The 24,239-nt window shown below is 67.4% G+C and carries 24 protein-coding genes; 16 read left to right on the top strand and 8 right to left on the bottom strand.

Annotation, left to right across the window (positions count from 1 at the left end; all coding sequences use genetic code 11):
• Positions 1–126: 126 nt before the first annotated feature.
• The 5 genes from pncB (at position 127) to rmuC (ending at position 6,097) form a co-directional block, all read left to right on the top strand.
• Complete coding sequence (gene pncB, locus L810_RS18015; protein WP_021159717.1) at positions 127–1,326, top strand: nicotinate phosphoribosyltransferase; 1,200 nt, start codon at positions 127–129, stop codon at positions 1,324–1,326.
• An 88-nt stretch (positions 1,327–1,414) separates the two neighbouring features.
• Entirely contained in the window at positions 1,415–2,077 is a 663-nt protein-coding gene (locus L810_RS18010) for a LutC/YkgG family protein (protein ID WP_021159716.1), read from the top strand.
• Positions 2,078–2,120: 43 nt separating this feature from the next.
• The gene (locus tag L810_RS18005; RefSeq protein ID WP_021159715.1) at positions 2,121–3,551 is read left to right on the top strand and encodes a sodium:proton antiporter; all 1,431 of its coding nucleotides are present in this window, start codon (positions 2,121–2,123) and stop codon (positions 3,549–3,551) included.
• Positions 3,552–3,632: 81 nt separating this feature from the next.
• Positions 3,633–4,622: a 2-hydroxyacid dehydrogenase gene (locus L810_RS18000; protein ID WP_021159714.1), complete on the top strand. Its 990-nt coding sequence runs from the start codon at positions 3,633–3,635 to the stop codon at positions 4,620–4,622.
• Positions 4,619–6,097: a DNA recombination protein RmuC gene (rmuC, locus tag L810_RS17995; protein WP_021159713.1), complete on the top strand. Its 1,479-nt coding sequence runs from the start codon at positions 4,619–4,621 to the stop codon at positions 6,095–6,097. The genes L810_RS18000 and rmuC overlap by 4 nt, the downstream gene beginning before the upstream one ends.
• Positions 6,098–6,185: 88 nt before the next feature.
• Here rmuC and L810_RS17990 read toward each other — a convergent pair whose 3' ends face one another.
• From L810_RS17990 to L810_RS17965, 6 genes are all read right to left on the bottom strand, one after another.
• A complete protein-coding gene (locus L810_RS17990; RefSeq protein WP_021159712.1) occupies positions 6,186–6,671 on the bottom strand; it encodes a GNAT family N-acetyltransferase in 486 nt (161 codons plus the stop codon).
• The gene (locus L810_RS17985) at positions 6,668–6,943 is read right to left on the bottom strand and encodes a hypothetical protein (protein ID WP_006401288.1); all 276 of its coding nucleotides are present in this window, start codon (positions 6,941–6,943) and stop codon (positions 6,668–6,670) included. Before L810_RS17985 ends, L810_RS17990 begins: the two co-directional genes overlap by 4 nt.
• Positions 6,944–6,982: 39 nt before the next feature.
• Entirely contained in the window at positions 6,983–8,281 is a 1,299-nt protein-coding gene (gene moeA, locus L810_RS17980) for a molybdopterin molybdotransferase MoeA (RefSeq protein ID WP_021159711.1), read from the bottom strand.
• A 105-nt stretch (positions 8,282–8,386) separates the two neighbouring features.
• A complete protein-coding gene (gene mobA / locus L810_RS17975; RefSeq protein WP_042975170.1) occupies positions 8,387–9,004 on the bottom strand; it encodes a molybdenum cofactor guanylyltransferase MobA in 618 nt (205 codons plus the stop codon).
• 27 nt (positions 9,005–9,031) lie between these two features.
• Positions 9,032–10,144, bottom strand: a complete 1,113-nt coding sequence (gene moaA, locus L810_RS17970; RefSeq protein WP_021159709.1) for a GTP 3',8-cyclase MoaA — start codon at positions 10,142–10,144, stop codon at positions 9,032–9,034.
• A gap of 131 nt (positions 10,145–10,275) precedes the next feature.
• On the bottom strand, positions 10,276–13,404 hold the full coding sequence (locus L810_RS17965; protein WP_021159708.1) for an Rne/Rng family ribonuclease: 3,129 nt from the start codon (positions 13,402–13,404) through the stop codon (positions 10,276–10,278).
• 721 nt (positions 13,405–14,125) lie between these two features.
• Between L810_RS17965 and L810_RS17960 the strand changes: the two genes are divergently transcribed.
• The 4 genes from L810_RS17960 to L810_RS17945 are packed head-to-tail and all read left to right on the top strand — an operon-like array spanning position 14,126 to position 17,204.
• Complete coding sequence (locus tag L810_RS17960; RefSeq protein ID WP_042975167.1) at positions 14,126–15,130, top strand: RluA family pseudouridine synthase; 1,005 nt, start codon at positions 14,126–14,128, stop codon at positions 15,128–15,130.
• A gap of 11 nt (positions 15,131–15,141) precedes the next feature.
• Positions 15,142–15,801 carry an HAD-IA family hydrolase gene (locus L810_RS17955; protein ID WP_027788016.1) on the top strand — a complete coding sequence of 220 codons (660 nt, stop codon included), beginning with the start codon at positions 15,142–15,144 and terminating at the stop codon, positions 15,799–15,801.
• Positions 15,798–16,199, top strand: a complete 402-nt coding sequence (locus L810_RS17950; RefSeq protein ID WP_021159704.1) for a Rieske (2Fe-2S) protein — start codon at positions 15,798–15,800, stop codon at positions 16,197–16,199. Before L810_RS17955 ends, L810_RS17950 begins: the two co-directional genes overlap by 4 nt.
• Positions 16,200–16,211: 12 nt before the next feature.
• On the top strand, positions 16,212–17,204 hold the full coding sequence (locus tag L810_RS17945; protein ID WP_021159703.1) for a S49 family peptidase: 993 nt from the start codon (positions 16,212–16,214) through the stop codon (positions 17,202–17,204).
• A 61-nt stretch (positions 17,205–17,265) separates the two neighbouring features.
• On the opposite strand, the gene L810_RS17940 is transcribed toward L810_RS17945, so the two are convergent.
• Together L810_RS17940 and L810_RS17935 are read right to left on the bottom strand one after the other, a co-directional pair.
• A complete protein-coding gene (locus L810_RS17940; protein WP_027788014.1) occupies positions 17,266–17,988 on the bottom strand; it encodes an SAM-dependent methyltransferase in 723 nt (240 codons plus the stop codon).
• Positions 17,985–18,617, bottom strand: coding sequence for a Maf-like protein (locus L810_RS17935; RefSeq protein WP_042975165.1), 633 nt, complete (start codon positions 18,615–18,617; stop codon positions 17,985–17,987). The genes L810_RS17940 and L810_RS17935 overlap by 4 nt, the downstream gene beginning before the upstream one ends.
• Positions 18,618–18,838: 221 nt before the next feature.
• Between L810_RS17935 and L810_RS17930 the strand changes: the two genes are divergently transcribed.
• The 7 genes from L810_RS17930 to acpP all read left to right on the top strand — a co-directional run bounded on the left by L810_RS17930 (position 18,839) and on the right by acpP (position 24,167).
• Positions 18,839–19,477 (top strand): DUF177 domain-containing protein, encoded by a 639-nt coding sequence (locus L810_RS17930; RefSeq protein ID WP_021159702.1) that lies wholly within the window; start codon positions 18,839–18,841, stop codon positions 19,475–19,477.
• A gap of 98 nt (positions 19,478–19,575) precedes the next feature.
• Positions 19,576–19,755, top strand: coding sequence for a 50S ribosomal protein L32 (gene rpmF, locus L810_RS17925; RefSeq protein WP_006051932.1), 180 nt, complete (start codon positions 19,576–19,578; stop codon positions 19,753–19,755).
• Positions 19,756–19,884: 129 nt separating this feature from the next.
• Entirely contained in the window at positions 19,885–20,991 is a 1,107-nt protein-coding gene (plsX, locus tag L810_RS17920; RefSeq protein WP_042975164.1) for a phosphate acyltransferase PlsX, read from the top strand.
• On the top strand, positions 20,992–21,981 hold the full coding sequence (locus L810_RS17915) for a beta-ketoacyl-ACP synthase III (RefSeq protein WP_042975163.1): 990 nt from the start codon (positions 20,992–20,994) through the stop codon (positions 21,979–21,981).
• 83 nt (positions 21,982–22,064) lie between these two features.
• On the top strand, positions 22,065–22,997 hold the full coding sequence (fabD, locus tag L810_RS17910) for an ACP S-malonyltransferase (protein ID WP_042975162.1): 933 nt from the start codon (positions 22,065–22,067) through the stop codon (positions 22,995–22,997).
• A 36-nt stretch (positions 22,998–23,033) separates the two neighbouring features.
• Positions 23,034–23,783, top strand: a complete 750-nt coding sequence (gene fabG / locus L810_RS17905) for a 3-oxoacyl-ACP reductase FabG (protein WP_006476504.1) — start codon at positions 23,034–23,036, stop codon at positions 23,781–23,783.
• Between the two features lie 144 nt (positions 23,784–23,927).
• Positions 23,928–24,167 carry an acyl carrier protein gene (acpP, locus tag L810_RS17900; protein WP_004197638.1) on the top strand — a complete coding sequence of 80 codons (240 nt, stop codon included), beginning with the start codon at positions 23,928–23,930 and terminating at the stop codon, positions 24,165–24,167.
• The last annotated feature ends 72 nt before the right edge of the window (positions 24,168–24,239 follow it).

Here is a 24,239-nt window from a genome sequence, read left to right as displayed (position 1 = left end):
GGCGTGGCCGGGCAGGGCGGCAGGCGGTTTCGCGATGGTCGGGCCCGCATTCGGGTAACATGGCCGGCAGACCGGGCGGCGCGCGGTGCGCCGGGGCCCTGTCACGATACTGGCGGTGCCGTAATCATGATCATCACTTCGCTGCTCGACACGGATCTCTACAAGTTCACGATGATGCAGGTCGTCCTGCATCACTTTCCTGCCGCAAACGTCGAGTACCGCTTCCGGTGCCGTACGCCCGGCGTCGATCTCGTGCCGTACATCGACGAGATCCGCGACGAGGTGCGCGGCCTGTGTTCGCTGCGCTTCACCGACGTCGAACTCGACTACCTGCGGCGCATGCGCTTCATCAAGAGCGATTTCGTCGACTTCCTCGCGCTGTTCCACCTGAACGAGAAGTACATCTCGATCACGCCGTCGCCGAAGGGCAACGGCGAGATCGACATCGTGATCGAGGGGCCGTGGCTGCACACGATCCTGTTCGAGATCCCGGTGCTCGCGATCGTCAACGAAGTGTATTTCCGCAACACGCAGCGCGAGCCCGACTATCGCGAAGGTCGCGAGCGGCTGTGCGAGAAGATCAAGCTGCTCGGCGCGAAGCCCGAGTTCGCCGACTGCAAGATCGCCGACTACGGCACGCGCCGGCGTTTCTCGAAGGTGTGGCACGAGGAAGTCGCCCTCACGCTGCGCGACGGGCTCGGCCCGCAGTTCGCCGGCACGAGCAACGTGCTGTACGCGATGAAGCACGGCATCACGCCGCTCGGCACGATGGCGCACGAGTATCTGCAGGCGTGCCAGGCGCTCGGCCCGCGGCTGCGCGATTCGCAGATCTACGGCTTCGAGATGTGGGCGAAGGAGTATCGCGGCGACCTCGGGATCGCGCTGTCGGACGTCTACGGGATGGACGCGTTCCTGAACGACTTCGACATGTACTTCTGCAAGCTGTTCGACGGCGCGCGCCACGATTCGGGCGATCCGTTCGAGTGGGGCGAGCGCATGCTGCGCCACTACGAGGCGAACCGCTGCGACCCGCGCACCAAGGTGCTCGTGTTCTCGGATGCGCTCGACATCCCGAAGGTCATGCAGTTGTACGAACGTTTCCGCGGCCGCTGCAAGCTCGCATTCGGCGTCGGCACCAACCTCACGAACGACCTCGGCTACGTGCCGCTGCAGATCGTGATCAAGATGGTTCGCTGCAACGGGCAGCCGGTCGCGAAACTGTCGGATACGCCGGGCAAGAGCATGTGCGACGACAAGGCGTATCTCGCGTACCTGCGCCAGGTGTTCGGCATCGCGCAGCCGGTCGAGGAAGGCGCGTCGAAGTAAGCGTCGGCCGAACGGCCAAAACTGCGTCGCGGCGGGGCCGGCCGGTATAATCCGACGGTATCGCCCGCCAACGTCACGAGGACCGTTCATGGACACTTCCGCTGCCCGTCGCCAGATCCTCGCGCGCATTCGCGCGGCGCAGGGGCGTGCGGCCGAACCCGATGCGGCCGAGCGCGACGGCGTTGCCGACTATCTCGCCCGTCATCCGGAGGGCCCGCGCCCGCCGGCGCCGGCCGACCTCGTCGCGGCATTCGTCGACGAAGCGGCCCGTTTGTCGACGACGGTCGACGAAGTCGCGGCGCTTGCCGATGTGCCGGCCGCCGCGGCCCGCTACCTGTCCGCTCATGGCCTGCCGACGCAGGCCGTCGCATGGCGCACGCTGGCCGATTTCGACTGGGCGGGCGCAGGCCTGTCGGTCGAATGCCGCAAGCCGCTCGACGGCGATCTGGTCGGCCTTACCGGCTGTTTTTGCGCGACCGCCGAAACGGGCTCGCTGGTGCTGCTGTCCGGCCCCGACACCTATGCGTCGGCGGGCCTGCTGCCGGAAACGCACATCGCGATCGTTCCCGCGTCGCGGATCGTCGCCGGTCATGAGGACGCCTTTGCGTTGATCCGCGCGGAGCGCGGCGAATTGCCGCGCGCGGTCAATTTCGTGTCGGGCCCGTCGCGCACGGGCGATATCGAGCAGACCATCGTACTGGGCGCGCACGGCCCGTACCGCGTTCACGTGATCGTCGTACGGGGCGCATGACGCGCCCGCCGCATCCACCACCATTCGAACAAGGAAGTTCTGCATGAAACGACATGCCGCCTGGGCGGGCATGGCGTCGGGGATCGCGCTTGGCGCCGTTCCCGCGCTTGCATCGGCCGCAACGCTCGACGGTGCCTCGCTGTCTGCCCTCTGGGGCATTCCGTTCGCCGGAATCCTGCTGTCCATCGCACTGTTCCCGCTCGTCGCCCCCGTCTTCTGGCATCACCATTTCGGCAAGATTGCGGCCGCGTGGGCGGTGGTGTTCCTGATCCCGTTCGGATTCGCGTTCGGCGCGGGCACCGCGTTCGGCACGCTCGTGCATGCGCTGCTCGAGGAATACATTCCGTTCATCGTGTTGCTCACCGCGCTCTATACGGTCGCGGGCGGCATCTGCGTGAACGGCAATCTGCATGGATCGCCGAAGCTCAATACCGCGATCCTCGCGCTCGGCACGCTGCTCGCGAGCGTGATGGGTACGACGGGCGCCGCGATGCTGCTGATCCGGCCGTTGCTGCGCGCCAACGACAATCGCAAGCATGTCGTGCACGTCGTGATCTTCTTCATCTTCCTCGTTGCGAACGCGGGCGGCTCGCTGTCGCCGCTCGGCGATCCGCCGCTGTTCCTCGGTTTCCTGAACGGCGTGAGCTTCTTCTGGACGACCACGCACCTCGCACTGCCGATGCTGTTCATCTGCGCGGTGCTGCTGACGCTGTTCTTCGTGCTCGATACGTACTTCTACCGGAAGGGCGGCGAGGAGCGGCCGGCCGTGCTCGACCCGACGCCGGACGGCGCGGCGCTGTCGATCGACGGGAAGATCAACTTCGTGCTGCTCGCGGCCGTGGTTGCGCTCGTGCTGATGAGCGGCATCTGGAAGCCGGGAATCGCGTTCGACGTATGGGGCACGCACGTCGCGCTGCAGAACCTCGTGCGCGACGTCGCGCTCGTGGGCGTGACGCTCGCGTCGCTCGCGCTGACGCCGCGTTCCGCGCGCGAGGGCAACGCGTTCAACTGGGCGCCGATCGAGGAAGTCGCGAAGCTGTTCGCGGGGATCTTCGTGACGATCGCGCCGGTGATCGTGATCCTGCGCGCCGGCGCCGACGGCGCGTTCGCGCAGATCGTCCACCTCGTCACGGGGCCGGACGGCAAGCCGATCGACGCGATGTACTTCTGGGCGACGGGCATTCTTTCATCGTTCCTCGACAACGCGCCGACCTATCTCGTGTTCTTCAACCTCGCGGGCGGCGATGCCCAGTCGTTGATGACGACGGGCGCGTCGACGCTCGCCGCGATTTCCGCGGGTGCGGTGTTCATGGGCGCGAACAGCTATATCGGCAACGCACCCAACTTCATGGTGAAGGCGATCGCCGAATCGCGCGGCGTGAAGATGCCGAGCTTCTTCGCGTATCTCGGCTGGGCGCTGGTCGTACTGATACCGGTATTCCTGCTGACATCGTGGCTTTTCTTCACGGCGTAAGCTGACGATTTTCAACCTTGAGCGGGCGGTCCCGGCGGCGCACGGCGCGCTTCGATCCGCCCGCGGCATGCGGAGATGGCGATGCAGAAGATCCTGGTCGCGCGTCCGATCTTTCCGGACGTGATCGAGCGGCTCAAGCAATATTTCGACGTCGACTGGAACAATGGCGACGCACTCGCGCCCGGCGCGCTCGCCGCGCGTCTGGCCGACAAGGACGGCGCGTTGACGGCCGGCGATCCGGTCGGCGCGGCCGAGCTCGCCGCGGCGCCGCGCCTGCGCGTCGTGGCGAACATGGCGGTTGGCTACAACAACTTCGACATGGCTGCGTTCAACGCGGCGAACGTGCTCGGCACCAACACGCCCGACGTGCTGAACGAGTCCACCGCCGATTTCGGCTGGGCGCTGATGATGGCCGCCGCTCGCCGGATCGCCGAATCCGAGCACTGGCTGCGCGCCGGCCACTGGCAGAAGTGGGCTTACGACGGGTTCCTCGGTAGCGACATCTACGGCTCGACGCTCGGCGTGATCGGAATGGGGCGCATCGGCCAGGCGCTCGCGCGCCGCGCGCGCGGCTTCGGGATGCAGGTGATCTATCACAACCGGTCGCGTGTCGCGCCCGAGATCGAGGCCGAGCTGAACGCCGAATACGTATCGAAGGATGCGCTGCTCGCGCGCGCCGATCACGTCGTGCTCGTGCTGCCGTACACGCAGGAAAACCACCATACGATCGGCGCGGCCGAACTCGCGAAGATGAAGCCCACCGCGACGCTGACCAACATCGCGCGCGGCGGGATCGTCGACGACGCGGCGCTGGCCGTCGCGCTGCGCGACGGGACGATCGCCGCCGCCGGCCTCGACGTGTACGAAGGCGAGCCGACGGTGCATCCGGCGCTGCTCGAGGTGCCGAACGTCGTGCTGACGCCGCATATCGCGAGCGCGACCGAAAAAACGCGCCGCGCGATGGCGAACCTCGCCGCCGACAACCTGATCGCCGCGCTGGGCGAGGGGCCGCGCGCGGGGCGCCCGCCGAATCCGATCAACCCTGACGTGATCGGGAAGCCGCGCGCATGACGATGACGTTGTTGCTTGCGGCGGTCGTCGTGCTGGCCGTCGCGCTCGCGGTGGCGATCGTCGCGCTCATGCGTGGCGCTGGCCGTCACGACGATACGGCGGTACTGGGCGACCAGATCGAGGACGCCGCGCACGCGCAGGCGCGCGCGGTCGAGCGGCTCGAACGCGAATTGCGCGGCGAGATCGTCGAGAACGCGCGCGGCTCGCGCACCGAGCTGGCCGGCAGTTTTGCGCAGCTTCAGCAGACGCTCGCCGCGCAGCTGACGAGCGTGGCGACCGTGCAGAACAACCAGGTCGAAGGCTTCGCCCAGCAGCTCGGCAAGCTCGTCGCCGGCAACGCGCAGCAGTTCGACGCGATGCGCGAGAGCCTGCAGCGTCAGGCACAGCAGGCGCGCGAGGAGCAGACGGGTGCGCTCAGGCTGTTCGGCGACACGTTGAACCGGCAGCTCACGCAGCTGACCGAGGCGAACGATCGCCGGATCGGCGAAGTGCGCGCGACGCTCGAACAGCGGCTGAAGGAAATCGAGACGAACAACGCGGCGAAGCTCGAGGAGATGCGCCGCACCGTCGACGAGAAACTGCACGCGACGCTCGAGCAGCGGCTCGGCGAATCGTTCAAGCTCGTATCGGACCGGCTCGAGCAGGTGCATCGCGGGCTCGGCGAGATGCAGACGCTCGCGGCGGGCGTCGGCGATCTGAAGAAAGTGCTGACCAACGTGAAGACGCGCGGCACCTGGGGCGAAGTGCAGCTCGAGGCGCTGCTCGAGCAGATGCTGACGCCCGAGCAGTACGCGAAGAACGTCGCGACGGTGCCGAAGAGCAGCGAGCGCGTCGAGTTCGCGATCCGGCTGCCGGGGCGCGATGCCGGTACGCGCGACGCGCCGCCCGTGTGGTTGCCGATCGACGCGAAATTCCCGCGCGAGGATTACGAGCGGCTGATCGACGCGCAGGAGCGCGCCGATGCGGCGGCGGTCGAGGAAGCGGCCCGCGCGCTCGAAGCGCGTGTGCGGCTCGAGGCGCGCACGATCGCCGAGAAGTACGTCGCGCCGCCGCACACGACCGATTTCGCGCTGCTGTTCCTGCCGACCGAAGGGCTCTATGCGGAGATCCTGCGTCGCCCGGGGCTGACCGACCTGCTGCAGCGCGACTATCGCGTGACGGTGGCCGGCCCGACGACGCTCACCGCACTGTTGAACAGCCTGCAGATGGGTTTCCGCACGCTCGCGATCGAGCAGCGGTCGAGCGAGGTGTGGCAGGTGCTCGGCGCGGTAAAAACGGAATTCGGCAAGTTCGGCGACGTGCTCGCGCGCACGAAGGCGCAGCTCGAAACGGTCACGCGCTCGATCGAGTCCGCCGAGCAGCGTACGCGCGTGATGAACCGCAAGCTGAAGCAGGTCGAGGCGCTGCCGGGCGACGCGGCGGCCGGGCTGCTCGGTGCGGAAGGTAGCGACGGCGCCGATGCGGACGACGCGTGACGCGCGTTGCCGACATCGGCCGGAACAGAAACGGGCGCCGCGGCGCCCGTTTTTTCATGCAGCGATTGCCGGTGCGGCCGCGATGCGCTCAATGCCCGGCGAGCGTGTCCAGCGCGTCGCCCGTCACGCGAACGATGCGCCAGTCGGGCAGCACGGTGGCGCCCATCTTCTCGTAGAAATCGATCGCAGGCTGGTTCCAGTCGAGAACCGACCATTCGAAGCGCCCGCAACTGCGCTCGACGGCCAGGGCCGCGAGGTGACGCAGCATCGCGGTGCCGAGGCCCGTGCCGCGTTGCGACGGCTGCACGTACAGATCCTCGAGATAGAGGCCACGACGGCCGAGGAACGTCGAGTAATTGTGGAAGAACAGCGCATACGCGACGATCGCGCCGTCGTGTTCTGCCACCCGCGCTTCGGCGGCAGGCCGCGCGCCGAACAGCGCGTCGGCGAGATCGGCCTCGGTCGCGACGAACAGATGCGTGAGCTTCTCGAATTCGGCGAGCTCGCGCATCAGCGCGAGGATCGCCCCGACGTCGCTCGCTTGCGCCGCACGGATCAGCGGTGTGCCGCTCACGCTTCCTCCGGCGGATCGGACAGCACGATCTCGATGCCGCCGAAGCGTGATGCGACCCAGTTGTACGCGTGGCACGCGATCCACAGCAACACGAAGCCGAGGATGGCGTTCAGCAGCAGCGCGCTCAGGATCGTGCTCAGTTCGACCATCCCGTAACGAACGTAGGCGACGAGAATGCCGAGCAGCACGATCGGCACGCTGAACGTCAGGTAGACGAGGATCAGCGCCTTTGCGGTCTGCCCCGCGGCGATCGACGAAATTTGTTTCTTCATGTGCGGATTGCCCCCGTAGAGATATACCGATAGTGGAATTCAGATCAGGCCGTCGAACGGCAGGATGTCGACCGGGGTGCCCGCGTCGACTGCCGCGGTATCGTGGCCCAGGACGATGAAACAGTTGGCGGCCGAGAGGCCGCTCAGCGACGCGGAACTCTGCGAGCCGGCAGGTGCGACGTGCCAGCGGCCGTCGGCGGCGCGTGTCGCGATGCCGCGCAGGTAGTCGGTGCGGCCCGGGCGCGTCTTCAGCGCATGCGTGCTGAGTGCCGTATGTATCTCCGGCGGCTGGGCCAGCGCGCCGGCCAGCGTCAGCAGTGCGGGGCGCACGATCGCGTAGAACGTCACGGCGGACGCGACCGGATTGCCGGGCAGGCCGAAGAACAGCGCGTGACCGGTGTCACCGGGCGCGCGTGCGAGCGTGCCGCACGCGAGCGGCCGGCCGGGACGCAGCGCGAGGCTGGCGAACGTCACGTCGCCGAGCCGTGCCATCACGTCGCGCGTGAAATCGGCTTCGCCGACCGATACGCCGCCGGACGTGATCACCGCGTCGGCCTGCGCGGCGACGGCGTCGCGCAATGCGGCTTCGAGCGCGGCCGGGTCGTCGCGGACGATCCCGAGGTCGACCGCGTCGACATGCAGTCGTTCGAGCATCGCGATCAGCATCCCGCGATTGCTGTCGTACAGTGCGCCGGGGCCGAGCGGCTCGCCGGGCTCGCGCAGTTCGTCGCCGGTGGAGAACACGGCGACGCGCACGCGCCGGCGCACCGTGACCTCGGTGATGCCGAACGACGCAAGCAGCCCGAGATCGGACGGTCGCAGGATGCGGCCCGCGGCGAGTGCGCAGGCGCCGCGCGCGAGATCCTCGCCGGCCTTGCGGCAGTTCGCGCCGCGCGCGATGTCATGCGCGACGAAGCGAATCGTGTCGCCGTCCGCGTGTGCGCGTTCCTGCGGAATCACCGTGTCGCATCCGGCCGGCATCGGCGCGCCTGTCATGATGCGCACGCATGATCCGGCCGCCACGGTGCCGTCGAACGGATGGCCGGCGAGCGCGGTGCCGGCGACCGTCAGCGCGACATCCGCTTGTGGCGCCGCGTGCGTGCCGGTGCTGCCGTCGAACGCGTAGCCGTCCATCGCCGAGTTGTCGTAGGCGGGAATGTCGAACGGTGCGTTCACGTCGGCCGCGAGCACGCGGTCGAGCGCATCGCGCAGCGCCACCGTCTCGCACGTCGCGACGGGCACCGCAAAGCGGCACGCGAGTGCCTGCGCGTCGGCGAGCGACAGCGGGGCATCGGAATCGGGGGCGCTTCGGGAGGCGGGCGAGGATTGCGTGATCATCAGTCGGACTGCGCCGCAAGGCGTATCGGGTTCGTGGCCGGTGGCGCGAGGAGGGTGCCTGGGCGCGGGTTTCGCGTGCGGCGGGCGGGAACCGCGCGAGTGCCGTCAGCGGCGGGCCAGCGCGGCGAGTTCCTGCCAGGAGTTGGCATTGTAAAACGCACGCTCGTCGTGAAACTCGACTTCGACCGTCTTGTGGCGTGCGTACCACGCACGCACCTTGCGGTCGCCGGCCGCGAGCCGGGCGGCGAGATCGTCGGCCAGCGACGTGCGCAGCAGCGCAAACGTCGGCTGCGGCGAGCGCGCCTGCTGCGCGTCGACGGTCACCGCCATGGCGATGTCGGCTTGCTGCGCGTCGAGCGCCGCATGCAGCCGTGCGACGAGGTCGGCGGGCAGGTAGGGCGTATCGCATGGCGAACACGCGACGAGCGGCGCGCGTGCCGCCCGCATGCCGGCGAGCAGGCCCGCGAGCGGGCCGGGGAAGTCGGGTGTTTCGTCCGCGACGATGCGAGCGTCGAACGGTGCGCCGAGTTCGGCATAACGATCGGCATGGCGATTCGCGCTGATCAGCGTTTCGTCGACCTGTGGCGAGAGGCGGCGCAGCACGTGCAGCGCGAGCGGCGTGCCGTCGAGCAACTGCAGGCCCTTGTCGACGCCGTCCATGCGTGTGGCCCGCCCGCCTGCGAGCAGCAGGCCGGCGATCGAGGGGTAGGTGGAAGCGGGCATCGCGAGAAGGCGGAAGGGCAGCGTGCGTCAGCCGCCGATATACGACATCTCGACGCGCTTGCCGGCGCCGTCGGGCACGGTGTCGGCAGACGCGCTGCCGCGCAGCTGCGAATAACGGTCGGTGCGAGCCTGCCAGATGCGGGCGATCGCGGTCGCGATCTCGGCGTCGCTCGCGCCGCCGCGCACGAGTGCGCGCAGGTCGTGGCCCGTCGACGCGAACAGGCACAGGTACAGCTTGCCTTCGGTCGACAGCCGCGCGCGCGTGCAGTCGCCGCAGAAGGCCTGCGTGACGCTCGAAATCACGCCGAGCTCGCCGCTGCCGTCCGCATAGCCCCAGCGCTGCGCGGTTTCTGCCGCCGTGTGCGGCTCGAGCGGCACGAGCGGGAAGTGTTCGGCGATGCGTGCGATGACGTCCGCCGACGGCAGCACCTCGGTCATGTTCCAGCCGTTCGACGTACCGACGTCCATGTATTCGATGAAGCGCAGGATCACGCCGGTACCGCGGAAACGCTCGGCCATCGGCAGGATCTCGCTGTCGTTGGTGCCGCGCTTCACGACCATGTTGACCTTGACCGGCGCGAGGCCCGCGGCCTGGGCGGCGAAGATGCCGTCGAGCACGTCGGCGCTTGCGAACTCGGCATCGTTCATGCGCTTGAACAGCGTATCGTCGAGCGCGTCGAGGCTGACCGTCACGCGCGTGAGCCCGGCGTCCTTCAGCGCGCGCGCCTTGCGGGCGAGCAGCGAACCGTTGGTCGTGAGCGTCAGGTCGAGCGGGCGGCCGTCGTGCGTGGTCAGGCGTGCGAGGCGCTCGATCAGGAATTCGAGATTCTTGCGCAGCAGCGGCTCGCCTCCCGTGATGCGGATCTTCTCGACGCCGTGTGCGACAAAGAGTCGCGCCACGCGTTCGATTTCCTCGTGCGTGAGCAGCGCGCTGTGCGGCAGGAACGGGTAGTCCTTGTCGAAGACGGCGCGCGGCATGCAGTACACGCAGCGGAAGTTGCAGCGATCCGTCACCGAAATGCGCAGGTCGCGCAGCGGCCTGGCGAGCGTGTCGGCCAGCGTGCCGTCCGGGGCGTGCGCGACGCCGGAGACGTCCGGCATCCCGCTGACGTCGGCGAGAGGAATGATGCGTCGGGACATGTTGAAAGAAGTGCGAACCAGACTTCTATTTTAGCCGCAAGCGGCGGGCCGGTCCGGTGGGCGGAAACCCGCAGCGCGGACGTGAAAAAGCCCGCCGGAGGCGGGTTTTTCCTGGTCGGGCGATGTGCCGGTCAGTGATGCGTCGTTTCGACCTGCTGCATCGGGGCCGTATCGACCGGCGGCAGTACCTTGCGTTCGCGCGGCACGCGAGCCGGGCGCGGGAGTCGCGACGCGGCTTCCTGCGCGGCGGCGAACTTGTCGGCGTCCGTGTTCACCCAGACGAGACCGGCCTGCTCCAGCACGACATCCAGGCTCGCCGAAGCGGGCGCGGCTGCCGGTTGTGCGGAAACCGGTGCCGGTGCTGCGACGGCCTCGACCGGCGCAGCTTCGACCGGTGCCGGCTCGACAGCCGCCGGAGCGGCTTCGATCGCCACGGCCGGCGCGGCTTGTTCGACGGGCGCGGACTGCGGTGCTTCGACCGCGGCAGGCGCTGCCGGCACTTCGAACGCGTCCGTCGGCGAAACCGCGACCGGGGCCGGACCGGCTTCCGTTTCGACGGCCGGTGCGACCGGAGCCGGTTCTGCCGCGTGGGCAACAACCGCCGGTTCGACCGGAGCCGCTTCGACGTGTACCGGTGCCGGCTGCGGCTCGACAGCGGCCGGTGCAACCGGTTCGGCGTGGTGCTCGACCGCTGCTTCGGCGACGACGGCGCCTGCCGCAGCCGCGGCCACGACGACTGCCGGTGCGGCCGTGTGGGCCGGTTCGGCAGCAGCCGGTGCGTCCGGCGTCACGGCTTGTACGGCGGCTTCGCCATCTGCGCCTTGCTCGGCGTGGTCGACAACTGCGCCGTCTTCCTCGCGCTCGCGGCGACCGCCGCGGCGGCCGCGACGGCGACGGCGACGTTCCTCGCCATCACGCGCGCCGGCTTCCGCGTCGGCTGCCAGCTCGGCGCCGGGCAGGGCCTCGGCGGCGGCCTTGTCGGCTTCCGGTTCCGGATGGGTTTCGCCACGGTTGACCGTTTCGAGCGTAGCCGCATGCTGGGTCGGCTTGCGGCGCTCGCCGCGCTCGCGACGTTCCTGGCGCTCGCCACGGCCGGCGGCTTCGACGCCCTCCGGCTGCTCGGCACGCTCGCGCGGTTCGCGGTTCTCGCGCGGTTCGCGGCTTTCACGCGGCTCGCGGCCTTCGCGCGGGCCACGGCCCTCGCGACCTTCGCGACCCTCACGGCCTTCGCGGATCTCGCGACCTTCACGCGGCTCACGGCCCTCGCGTGGTTCGCGGTTCTCGCGCGGCTCACGTGCTTCACGCACTTCCTTGCCTTCGCGCTCCTGGCGTTGCTGCTGGCCGCGGCCTGCCGCAGCCTGGTCGCGTCCGCCTTGTGCCTGCTGGGCGCCGCCGCGACGGTTGCGGTTGCGATCGCCGCCGCGTTCGCCGCGTTGCTCGGACTTCTCGGCGCGTTCGCCGCGAGCCGGACGGGCTGCCTGCTCCTTCGCCGGTGCCGGGGCGACCGGTGCGGGCGCCGGAGCCGGCGCCACGCCGAACAGGCCCTTCAGCCAGCCGATGAAACCGCCGCTTGCCGGCGCGACGGGCACGGGCGCGGCAACGGGTTCGACCGGACGCTGCGGTGCCGGGCTCGGTGCCGGACGCTCGGGCGTGATGCCCTTGACCGCGGCTTCCTGCTTCGGCTTCACTTCCGCCGCGCGCTTGCTGTAGCCGGTTTCCGACTCGAGTTCGCGGGCCGCTTCCTCGGCCATCTTCCAGGATGCGCGCGGATCGTCGAGGCGCGCGTCGTCGTGGCGCAGGCGCTCGAGCTTGTAGTGCGGCGTATCGAGGTGCTTGTTCGGGATCAGCACGATGCCGACCTTGAAGCGCGACTCGATCTTGTTGATTTCCTGACGCTTTTCGTTGAGCAGGAAGGCGGTCACCTCGACCGGCACCTGGCAGTGGATCGCCGCGGTGTTTTCCTTCATCGCTTCTTCCTGAATGATCCGCAGGACCTGCAGCGCGGACGATTCGGTATCGCGGATGTGGCCGGTGCCGTTACAACGCGGGCAGGTCACGTGGCTGCCTTCCGACAGGGCCGGACGCAGGCGCTGGCGCGACAGTTCCATCAGGCCGAAACGGGAGATCTTGCCCATCTGGACGCGCGCGCGGTCATGCTTGAGCGCGTCTTTCAGGCGCTGCTCGACTTCGCGCTGGCTCTTCGCCGATTCCATGTCGATGAAATCGATCACGATCAGGCCGCCGAGGTCGCGCAGGCGGAGCTGGCGGGCGACTTCGTCGGCCGCTTCGAGGTTCGTGCGGGTCGCCGTTTCCTCGATGTCCGCGCCCTTGGTCGCGCGGGCCGAGTTCACGTCGATCGCGACGAGCGCTTCGGTGTGGTCGATCACGATCGCGCCGCCCGACGGCAGCGGCACCGTACGCGAGTACGCGGTCTCGATCTGGTGCTCGATCTGGAAGCGGGAGAACAGCGGCACGTCGTCGTGGTAGCGCTTCACCTTCGCGACGTTGTCCGGCATCACGATATCCATGAATGCGCGGGCCTGATCGTGGATCTCGTTCGTATCGATCAGGATTTCGCCGATATCGGGCTGGAAATAGTCCCGGATCGCGCGGATCACGAGGCTCGATTCCAGGTAGATCAGCATCGGCTGGCCGGCGTTGCCGCTTTGCGACGCCGCTTCGATCGCGCGCCACAGTTGCAGCAGGTAGTTCAGGTCCCACTGCAGTTCCTCGGCGCTGCGGCCGATGCCCGCGGTACGGGCGATCATGCTCATGCCGTCCGGAATCTGCAGTTGCGCCATCGTTTCGCGCAGTTCCTGGCGCTCGTCGCCTTCGATCCGGCGCGACACGCCGCCGCCGCGCGGATTGTTCGGCATCAGCACGAGGTAGCGGCCGGCGAGCGAGATGAAGGTGGTGAGGGCGGCGCCCTTGTTGCCACGCTCTTCCTTCTCGACCTGGACGATCAGTTCCTGGCCTTCGCGCAGTGCATCCTGGATGCGCGCGGAGCGCATGTCGATGCCTTCCTTGAAGTACTGGCGGGCGACTTCCTTGAACGGCAGGAACCCGTGGCGGTCTTCGCCGTAGTTGACGAAGCACGCTTCGAGCGACGGCTCGATACGGGTGATGACACCTTTGTAGATATTGCCTTTGCGCTGTTCGCGCCCGGCGGTTTCGATGTCGATGTCGATGAGCTTCTGCCCATCGACGATGGCGACGCGCAGCTCCTCCTGCTGCGTCGCATTGAACAGCATGCGTTTCATGAACGGCTCCAGGCGGCTCCGCTGCCGGCGCCTCGCGGTTGTCAGTCGCGAGGGCGGGAACGACGGCAGGCCGCACCTTGTTGTGTTGTCACAAGCACGCTGGAGCGGGAACGATGGCGGGGAGAATTGCCTGAAGAGGCGCTTGGGCTCCGAAAGACGGGGCCGGCGGCCGTAGGGCACCTGCGAATACGGCTTCAAAGCACGGCGTTCACACACCGCACGCTGCAAAAGCGCGCTAAGCCTGTCCGGGCATTGCCACGGGCGCGCGCAATGCGTCGCGCGCGCCGACGGGCGGCAGATGCTGCGGCTTGGGCCGCAGCGGGGAGTATCGAATCCAGCCCGACTTTCCCGCTTGGGGTGTACTTCCCTGGTTTGACGTCGCCAAGTCCCGCACGCTTCGCGGAACCAAATCGGGCGCAACGCCGTAATTTTCGCAACCGGCAGCTTGCGGACGCACCTCGCGCCGTCGGGCTGCCGATCAAATTCTTTTCAACCAACTTTCCGTTACCGCGGCGCCTTGCCGACCGAATCCGCCTGTGGGCGCGATCCTTGCCGACGGGCGGCGCCGTGCGTGCAACTTGCTGCATCTCTTTGATTAGGGGCGAGCAGCGGACCCCCGGCGCAAGTAAAATAGCGGTTTGCGCTTGCGCCTTGCCCGATTCAGCCGGGGCCGGCCGATCAGGCCACCCACAACGTCAGGCTGGGCAAAATTATATTCAGTATGAATGAGTTAGGCAAAATATCCCAGAATTCGGTCGCAAGCGGCCAGGTATCGATGATCGAGATCGACGAAAACTCGGCCGGTCAGCGGATCGACAACTTCCTGTTGCGCGTCTGTAAAGGCGTGCCCAAAAGCCATATTTACCGGATACTGCGCAGCGGCGAAGTGCGCGTCAACAAGGGCCGGATCGATGCGCAGTACCGCCTCGAACTGGGCGACCTCGTCCGCGTGCCGCCGGTGCGCGTCGCGGCGGCCGACCTCGCGCGCGCCGACACGCCCGTCGTGCCGCCCGCGAATTTCCACGTGCTGTACGAGGACGACGCGATGCTCGTCATCGACAAGCCGGCGGGGGTCGCGGTTCACGGTGGCAGCGGCGTCGCGTTCGGCGTGATCGAGCAGATGCGCCAGGCGCGCCCGCGCGCGAAATTCCTCGAACTCGTGCACCGGCTCGACCGCGAGACGTCCGGGATCCTGATGCTCGCGAAGAAGCGCACGGCGCTCGTCGGCCTGCACGAGCAGATCCGCGAGAACCGGATGGACAAGCGCTACTTCGCGTGCGCGCACGGCGAATGGCAGCCCGACTGGGGTCGCCGCCGCGCGGTGAAGGCGCCGCTGTTCAAGTATTCGACCCCGGAAGGGGAGCGCCGCGTGCGGGTGCAGGACGACGGGCTGCCGTCGCATACGGTGTTCAACCTCGTCGACCGCTGGCCGGACTACGCGCTCGTCGAAGCGGAACTCAAAACGGGGCGGACCCATCAGATCCGGGTGCACCTCGCGCATCTCGGCCTGCCGATCGCCGGCGACGCCAAGTATGGCGATTTCGCACTGAACAAGGCGCTGGCGCGCGCGAATGCGCAGCCGTCGTTGAAACGGATGTTCCTGCATGCGCACCGGCTGCGGCTCGCCCACCCGCTGACCGGCGAGGCGTTGCAGTTCGATGCGCCGCTGCCGGACGAATGCCGGCGCTTCCTCGACCAACTCAGCGCATTGCGCGATACCGCCTGAACCTGAACCGCATGGCTCGACAGCAATTTGACCTGATCGTCTTCGACTGGGACGGCACACTGATGGATTCGACTGCGCACATCGCGCACAGCATCCAGGCCGCATGCCGCGATCTCGGCCTGCCCACGCCGTCCGACGAGGCGTCGCGCTACGTGATCGGCCTCGGCCTGCGCGACGCGCTGCAGATTACCGCTCCGACCCTCGATCCGTCCGACTATTCGCGGCTCGCCGAGCGCTACCGCTATCACTATCTGCTCGACGACCAGCGCATCGAGCTGTTCGCCGGCGTGCGCGAACTGCTCGCCGAGCTGCGCGACACCGGGTATCTGCTCGCCGTGGCAACCGGCAAGGGCCGGGTCGGGTTGAATCGCGTGCTCGACCAGTCGAAGCTGACGAGCCTGTTCGATGCGACGCGCTGCGCGGACGAGACTTTCTCGAAACCCCATCCGGCGATGCTGCACGAGTTGTCCCGGGAACTGGGGCAGGATCTTTCCCGCACCGTGATGATCGGCGACACGACGCACGACCTGCAGATGGCCGCGAGTGCCGGGGCGGCCGGCGTCGGTGTCGCATACGGTGCGCACACGGCCGATGCGCTGGCTGCGCTCACGCCGCGCTTCGTCGCGCCGGACGTCGAAGCGCTGGCCGCGTGGTTGCGGGAGCACGCATGAGCGCGGCGCCGGATGCGATGCGCGTGTGTGCATCGGATGCGCTGGCCGACGGCGGTGCCGGCGTGCGCGTCGACGCGACGCTGCGCGGCGAGCAGGCCGTCGTGTTCTTCGTGCGCTACGAGGGGCGCGCATACGGTTACCTGAACCGCTGCGCGCATGTGCCGATGGAGCTCGACTGGGCCGAAGGCCAGTTCTTCGAATCGTCGGGCCTCTACCTGATGTGCGCGACGCATGGCGCGATCTACGAGCCGAACACCGGCAAGTGCGTCGGCGGCCCGTGCCGCGGCGGCCGGCTGCGGCCGGTCGAGGTCGACGAGCGCGACACGGCCGACGGGCGTGCGGTATTCTGGGTGCCCGACGCCGACCTGCGTCCCGCCGTTTCCGCCACGACCGACTGACGACAATACCGCATGGCCGACCAACCGAATTCCCCGGATTCCTCCTCCCGTCCCGACAGCCGTGAACCGAACTGGGAGCGTGCGGCGCTCGAGCGGATCGCGCTTGCGGCCGTCAAGGAGCAGCGCGCGGCACGGCGCTGGAAGATCTTCTTCCGCTTCGCGTTCCTCGGCGTGTTCGTGCTGCTTGCGTTCGCGCTGATCGATTTCTCGAGCGATGCGAAGTTCTCGGCGAGCGGGCGGCATACGGCGCTCGTGACGATCGACGGCGAGATCGCCGCCGGCGTCAACGCGAACGCCGACGACATCAACACGGCGCTCGACGCCGCGTTCGACGACGACGGTACGGCCGGCGTCGTGCTGCGGATCAACAGCCCGGGCGGCAGCCCGGTGCAGGCCGGGATGGTCTACGACGAGATCCGGCGGCTGCGCGCGAAGCATCCGGACAAGCCGCTGTACGTCGTCGTGACCGACATGTGCGCATCGGGCGGCTATTACATCGCGTCCGCGGCCGACAAGATCTTCGTCGACAAGGCGAGCATCGTCGGGTCGATCGGCGTGCTGATGGACGGGTTCGGCTTTACCGGCCTGATGGGCAAGCTCGGCGTCGAGCGGCGCCTGCATACGTCAGGTGAAAACAAGGGCTTCTACGATCCGTTCTCGCCGGAGACGCCGAAGATGGACGCGCATGCGCAGGCGTTGCTCGACCAGGTGCACGCGCAGTTCATCAAGGCAGTGAAGGATGGCCGCGGCAAGCGGCTGCACGAGACGCCCGACATGTTCTCGGGCCTGTTCTGGACCGGCGAGAAGAGCGTCGAGCTCGGGCTCGCCGACGGCTTCGGCACGACCGACACGGTCGCGCGCGACGTGCTGAAGGCGCCCGATCTCGTCGACTATACGGTGAAGGAAAGCCTGACGAACCGTGTCGCGCGCAAGTTCGGCGCGGCCGTCGGCGGCGCCGCGATGAAGGCGCTGACGGCCGGCGGCGCGGCGGTCAGCCTGCGCTGACGGAAGCGGGCGGGCCGCGATGGTCCGCCGATCGGCTGCCGGGCAGCCACCGGTCGCGGCTTCAGTTCGCCAGCAGCAGGAAGATCGCAGGGCGCTTGTGCAGATTCGGCGCAGGCGCCTTTTTCCAGTCCGTTACGGTGCGGCTCGCGATCGTCTCGGTCGCGAGGGTCAGGTCGGCCGCGACGCAGATCTGCGTGGACGGTGCGCAGGTCGCGACGAGCGTGTCGAGCATCGCCTGATTCCGGTACGGCGTTTCGATGAAGATCTGCGTCTGGCGCGCCTTGCGTGACAGCTGCTCGAGTTCGCGCAGGCGCTTCGCGCGCGCGGCCGCGTCGACCGGCAGGTAGCCGTTGAACGCGAAGCTCTGGCCGTTCAGGCCCGATGCCATCAGCGCGAGCAGGATCGAGCTCGGCCCGACGAGCGGCACGACCTTCACGCCGCGCTCGTGTGCGCGGCGCACCAGCAAGGCGCCGGGATCGGCGACGGCCGGGCAGCCGGCTTCGGATACGAGGCCGGCATCCGCGCCGGCCAGCACGGGTGCGAGCAGCCGGTCGATCTGCCCGGCCGGCGTATTGACGTTCAGTTCGCTGATCTCGATTTCCTGGATCGGGCGCGTCGTGCCGATCTTCTTCAGAAACGCGCGCGTCGTCTTCGCGTTCTCGCCGATGTAATAGCCGAGCGTGCCGGCGCGTGCCTGCACGGCCGCGGGCAGGACCGCCGCGAGCATCGATTCGTCGCCTTCGCCGAGCGTGTTCGGAACGAGATAGAGCGTGCCGGCCGTCATGCGCGGTCTCCACGGGTGGTTGCAAACAGTGGATATTCGGCGGCGCGCAGCATCCGCGTGAGCGCGATCAGCGGCAGGCCGACGAGTGCCGTCGGGTCGTTCGAGTCGATCGCGTCGAGCAGCGCGATGCCGAGCCCTTCCGACTTGGCGCTGCCGGCGACGTCGTACGGTGTTTCCGCGCGCAGGTACGCATCGAGTTCGGCCTCGGGCAGCGAGCGGAAACGCACGCGCGTGACGACGTCCTCGACCTGCGCTTCGCCCGTGCGGCTGTCATACAGGCAGAGCGCGCTGTGGAATTCGACTTCGCGGCCCTGCATCGACACGAGTTGCGCGAGCGCGCGCTCATGCGTGCCGGGCTTGCCGATCTGGAGGCCGTCGAAGGTCGCGACCTGGTCGGACCCGATCACGAGCACGCCGTCCGGCGCATCGATCGTCGCGGCGACGGCGCGCGCTTTCGCGCCTGCAAGGCGCAGTGCGGTCGCGGCCGGCGTCTCGCCGTCGTGCGGGGTTTCGTCGAGGTCGGGCGACACGACGTCGAAGGGGATGCCGAGGCGCTCGAGGAGCGCACGGCGGTAGCGTGAACTGGAGGCAAGAATCAGCCGCGGCGGGCGGCAAACGGTATCCGGCATGGTCGGTGGGATCGGTGAGTCGTCGGGTGTTGCGCAGCGTTGCTGCGGACGCAAGCTTAAGTGATTGACTGCAAAAGGTAAAACAGGTATGCTTTCCCGCTTTTCGTCGGCAGGCTTCCGTTGTGGTGGCGCCTGCCGGGTCTTCGGAAGTAAAGTACGGTCACCCGTACGCGAGCGGCACCAAGTCGGATCCGCAAGTCAGCCTGTAGGCAGGAGCGCACATGAACACTTCTTCTGGCAAACCTGCTGCGGCGCCACTTGATCCGCATGCAGTCGACCTGTTCGAGTTCGCCCGCAGCGGGCGGCAGGCAGCAGGCGCGGTGCACCTCTCGCAACTGCCGCGCATGTTAAACGAAGTGCCTGCGGACGCGCCAGATCGCGACACGGTCTTCACATGGCAGGCGGAAGGGTTCACCCAGAAGGAGTTGCAGGACGACGGCGCCGACGGGCAGCAGCCGTATCTGCGCCTCGCGGTGCACGGTCATGCGTGGCTCACGTGCCAGCGCTGCATGACCCCGTACGACCAGACGTTCGACGTCGACATGACGTACCGGGTCGTCGCGACCGAAGAAGAAGCTGAAGAATTTCCGCTCGACGACGATGAAGCCGATGTGATCGTGGGCTCACGCCAGTTCGATCTCGTCGACTTGATCGAAGAGGAATTGCTGCTTTCGTTGCCGCTCGTGCCCAAGCACGAGGTTTGCCCGGCAGTTCACGAAAGCCTCGTGTCGGGTGCGAGCGGTCCCGCGGAAGAGACGGACGAGGAGTCCGACGAAGCCGGGGACGAAGGCAAACGGCCGAATCCGTTCGCAGCGCTGGAAGCGCTGAAGAAGGGCGGTGACGGCACCAAGAAACACTAAGCAGTTGTGGCGCGGGAAGGCGTAAAGGCTTTGGGCCAGGGTAGTTAAGCGCCGGATCGGGCTGTGTTAGAATCCGGAAAATTATTTAGGAGTTAGTCATGGCAGTCCAGCAAAACAAGAAGTCGCCGTCGAAGCGCGGCATGCATCGTTCGCACGATTTCCTGACGGCAGCGCCGCTGGCAGTCGAGCCGAGCACGGGTGAAGTGCACCTGCGTCACCACGTCAGCCCGAACGGCTACTACCGCGGCAAGAAAGTCGTCAAGACGAAGAACGACTAAGCGTCAAGTCACGCGTTGCGCGCTACGTTTGCCGTTCGCGTGACAACTGGTTCGCTTGACACTTTCCTGGCTCAACAAAAAGGCGGCATTCAACTGCCGCTTTTTTGTGCCTGAAATTCGTCGCATTCCATGACCGTAAAGCTCACAATCGATTGCATGGGAGGCGACCACGGCCCGTCCGTGACCGTTCCCGCGGCAGTCAAGTTCGTCCGCGCGCATCCCGATGCGCACCTGATGCTCGTCGGCATCGAAAGCGCGATTCGCGCTCAGTTGAAGAAGCTGAAAGCCCTCGACGATCCCGCGCTGACCATCGTTCCCGCCACCGAAGTCGTGGCGATGGACGACCCTGTCGAAGTGGCGCTGCGCAAGAAGAAGGATTCTTCGATGCGCGTCGCACTCAACCACGTCAAGGAAGGCGCGGCGCAGGCCTGCATCTCCGCCGGCAATACCGGCGCGCTGATGGCCGTTTCCCGTTACGTACTCAAGACGCTGCCCGGCATCGAGCGGCCCGCGATCGCGTTCGCGCTGCCGAACCCGACCGGCTACACGATGATGCTGGACCTCGGCGCGAACGTCGACTGCGAACCGCAGCACCTGCTGCAGTTCGCGGAAATGGGGCACGCGCTCGTGGCCGCGCTCGAAGGCAAGGAGCGCCCGACGATCGGCCTGCTGAACATCGGCGAAGAGGTCATCAAGGGCAACGAGACGATCAAGCGCGCAGGCGAACTGCTGCGCGCCAGCACGCTCAATTTTCGCGGCAACGTGGAAGGCAACGACATCTACAAGGGCACGGTCGACGTGATCGTGTGCGACGGCTTCGTCGGCAACGTCGCGCTGAAGACGTCCGAAGGGCTCGCGCAGATGCTGTCGGACATCATCCGCGAGGAGTTCGGCCGTTCGCTGATGTCGAAGCTGATGGCGCTGCTCGCGCTGCCGGTGCTGATGCGTTTCAAGAAGCGCGTCGATCACCGCCAGTACAACGGCGCGGCGCTGCTGGGGCTGAAGAGCCTCGTGATCAAGAGCCATGGTTCGGCCGATGCCTACGCGTTTGAGTGGGCAATCAAACGCGGGTATGATGCCGTCAAAAACGGCGTGCTGGAGCGCCTCACGCGTGCGATGGCGGATAATTCGGTGTCGCTCGGCGACGGCGAACACAACGCGGGCGGCGCGGGCCATGCAAGCCCCGCCGCAGGCCATCACGCCGAACCTTCCGCTGCGCAATCCTCTAAAGCATAAATGGCCCAATCGACTCTCTATTCCCGCGTGCTCGGCACGGGCAGCTACCTGCCGCCCGACCGCGTCACGAACCAGCAGTTGACCGATCGACTTGCGAAGGAAGGCATCGAGACGAGCGATGAATGGATCGTTGCGCGCACGGGCATCCATGCGCGCCATTTCGCCGCACCGGACGTCACGACCAGCGACCTCGCGCTCGAGGCGTCGCGTCGCGCGATCGAGGCCGCCGGCATCGATCCGCAGTCGATCGACCTGATCATCGTCGCGACTTCGACCCCCGATTTCGTGTTCCCGAGCACCGCGTGCCTGCTGCAGAACAAGCTCGGCATCAAGAACGGCGGCGCGGCCTTCGACGTACAGGCCGTGTGTTCGGGCTTCGCGTACGCGATGGCGACCGCCGACAGCTTCATCCGCAGCGGCCAGCACCGCACCGCGCTCGTGGTGGGTGCGGAGACGTTCTCGCGCATTCTCGACTTCAAGGACCGCACGACCTGCGTGCTGTTCGGCGACGGCGCGGGCGCGGTGATCCTGTCCGCGTCGGAAGAGCCGGGCGTGCTCGGCAGCGCGCTGCACGCGGACGGCAGCTACTCGAACATCCTGTGCACGCCGGGCAACGTCAATCGCGGCGTGATCGACGGCAGCGCGTTCCTGCACATGGACGGGCAGGCCGTGTTCAAGCTCGCGGTCAACGTGCTCGAAAAGGTCGCGATCGAAGCGCTCGCGAAGGCGAATCTCGCGCCCGAGCAGATCGACTGGCTGATTCCGCACCAGGCCAACATCCGCATCATGACCAGCACCTGCCGCAAGCTCGGCCTGCCGCAGGAGCGCATGGTCGTGACGGTCGACCAGCACGGCAACACGTCGGCCGCGTCGATTCCGCTGGCGCTCGACGCCGCGGTGCGCGACGGTCGCATCCAGCGCGGCCAGCACGTGCTGATCGAAGGCGTCGGCGGCGGCTTCACCTGGGGCGCGTCGGTCTTCCGCTACTGATCCGCGGCGCGCGACGGCTGCGCGCGGATCCCACCGGCGCGCCATTCGTGCGCGCCGTCCGAATCGATTCAATTGGGGACGATATGAAATTTGCATTCGTATTTCCGGGGCAGGGCTCGCAGGCGGTCGGCATGCTCAACGCATTCGCCGATCTGGCCGTCGTGCGCGAGACGCTCCAGGAAGCGTCCGATGCACTCAATCAGGATCTCGGCAAGCTGATCGCCGAAGGCCCGGCCGAAGAGCTGAACCTCACCGCCAACACGCAGCCCGTGATGCTGACCGCGGCCTACGCGTGCTATCGCGCGTGGCAGCAGGCGGGCGGCCCGGCGCCGTCGATCGTCGCCGGACACAGCCTCGGCGAATACACGGCGCTCGTCGCTGCCGGCGCGCTCGCGTTCAAGGATGCCGTGCCGCTCGTGCGCTTTCGCGCGCAGGCGATGCAGACGGCCGTGCCGGTCGGCCAGGGCGGCATGGCCGCGATCCTGGGTCTCGATGACGACACGGTGCGTGCGGTATGCGCGGAAGCCGCGGAAGCGGGTGTCGTCGAGGCAGTGAACTTCAATGCACCCGCGCAGGTCGTTATCGCAGGCAACAAGGCTGCGGTCGAAAAGGCCTGCGAGATCGCGAAGGCGAAGGGCGCGAAGCGCGCGCTGCCGCTGCCGGTGTCGGCGCCGTTCCATTCGTCGCTGCTCAAGCCGGCGTCGGATCAGTTGCGCGACTACCTCGCGAACGTCGACGTGAAGGCGCCGCAGATTCCGGTCGTCAACAACATCGATGTCGCCGTGGTCAGCGATCCGGCCGCGATCAAGGACGCGCTGGTGCGCCAGGCCGCGGGCCCGGTGCGCTGGGTCGAGTGCGTGCAGCACATCGCAGGCACGGGCGTCACGCACGTGATCGAATGCGGTCCGGGCAAGGTGCTCGCCGGCCTGACGAAGCGCATCGACGGCAACCTGACGGGTGCGTCGGTGTTCGATCCGGCGTCGCTCGACGAAGCGCTCAAGCTGGTGACCGCCTGACGCGGCGCCTTTTCTCAAGAGACGGATATTCGATTCATGGACAAGACTCTCGATAAACAGGTTGCGATCGTTACCGGCGCATCGCGCGGCATCGGCCGTTCGATCGCGCTCGAACTCGCGCGCCTGGGCGCGACGGTGATCGGCACGGCGACGAGTGAGTCGGGCGCCGCTGCGATCACCGCGGCGTTCGCGGAAGCGGGCGTCACGGGTCGCGGTGCGGTGCTGAACGTCAACGACGCGGCAGCCGCCGAGGCGCTGATCGACGCGACGGTGAAGGAATTCGGCGCGCTGAACGTGCTCGTCAACAACGCGGGCATCACGCAGGACCAGCTCGCGATGCGGATGAAGGACGAGGACTGGGACGCGGTGATCGACACCAACCTGAAGTCGGTGTTCCGCCTGTCGCGCGCGGTGCTGCGCCCGATGATGAAGGCGCGTGGCGGCCGCATCATCAACATCACGTCGGTGGTCGGCTCGGCCGGTAACCCGGGTCAGGTCAACTATGCAGCCGCGAAGGCGGGCGTCGCGGGCATGACCCGTGCGCTCGCACGTGAAATCGGCAGCCGCGGCATCACCGTGAACTGTGTGGCGCCGGGCTTCATCGATACCGACATGACGAAGACGCTGCCGGAAGAACAGCAGGCCGCGCTCAAGACCCAGATTCCGCTCGGCCGCCTCGGCAGCCCGGAAGACATTGCCCACGCCGTCGCGTTCCTCGCGTCGCCGCAGGCCGGTTACATCACCGGTACGACGCTGCACGTGAACGGCGGCATGTACATGTCGTAACGATTTTCGTTTACCATCCGCGCCGTATCCCGTTTTTCAGGCGGATCGGCGCTTGATCGACCATCAAGCCAACGCGCGTTTTGGCGTCAGCAAACCTGATAAAATGCGCGCACTTGTAAATCTGAACTTTCCCTCGGAGGGGTAATGGACAACATCGAACAACGTGTCAAGAAGATCGTCGCTGAACAACTGGGCGTCGCGGAAGCCGAGATCAAGAACGAAGCTTCGTTCGTGAACGACCTGGGTGCGGACTCGCTCGACACGGTCGAACTGGTGATGGCTCTGGAAGACGAGTTCGGCATGGAAATCCCGGACGAAGAAGCAGAGAAGATCACGACCGTTCAGCAAGCGATCGACTACGCTCGCGCAAACGTCAAGGCGTAACAGGCGCCTTTCGCGCTTGTCCGCCACGTCGCCGCGATCTTCGCGATTGACGCGCCATCCTGCCGGCCTCTC

It is taken from the genome of Burkholderia sp. AU4i, assembly GCF_000466765.1.
GTDB lineage: Bacteria > Pseudomonadota > Gammaproteobacteria > Burkholderiales > Burkholderiaceae > Burkholderia > Burkholderia cepacia.
This window is presented reverse-complemented; position numbering and strand designations above follow the sequence as displayed.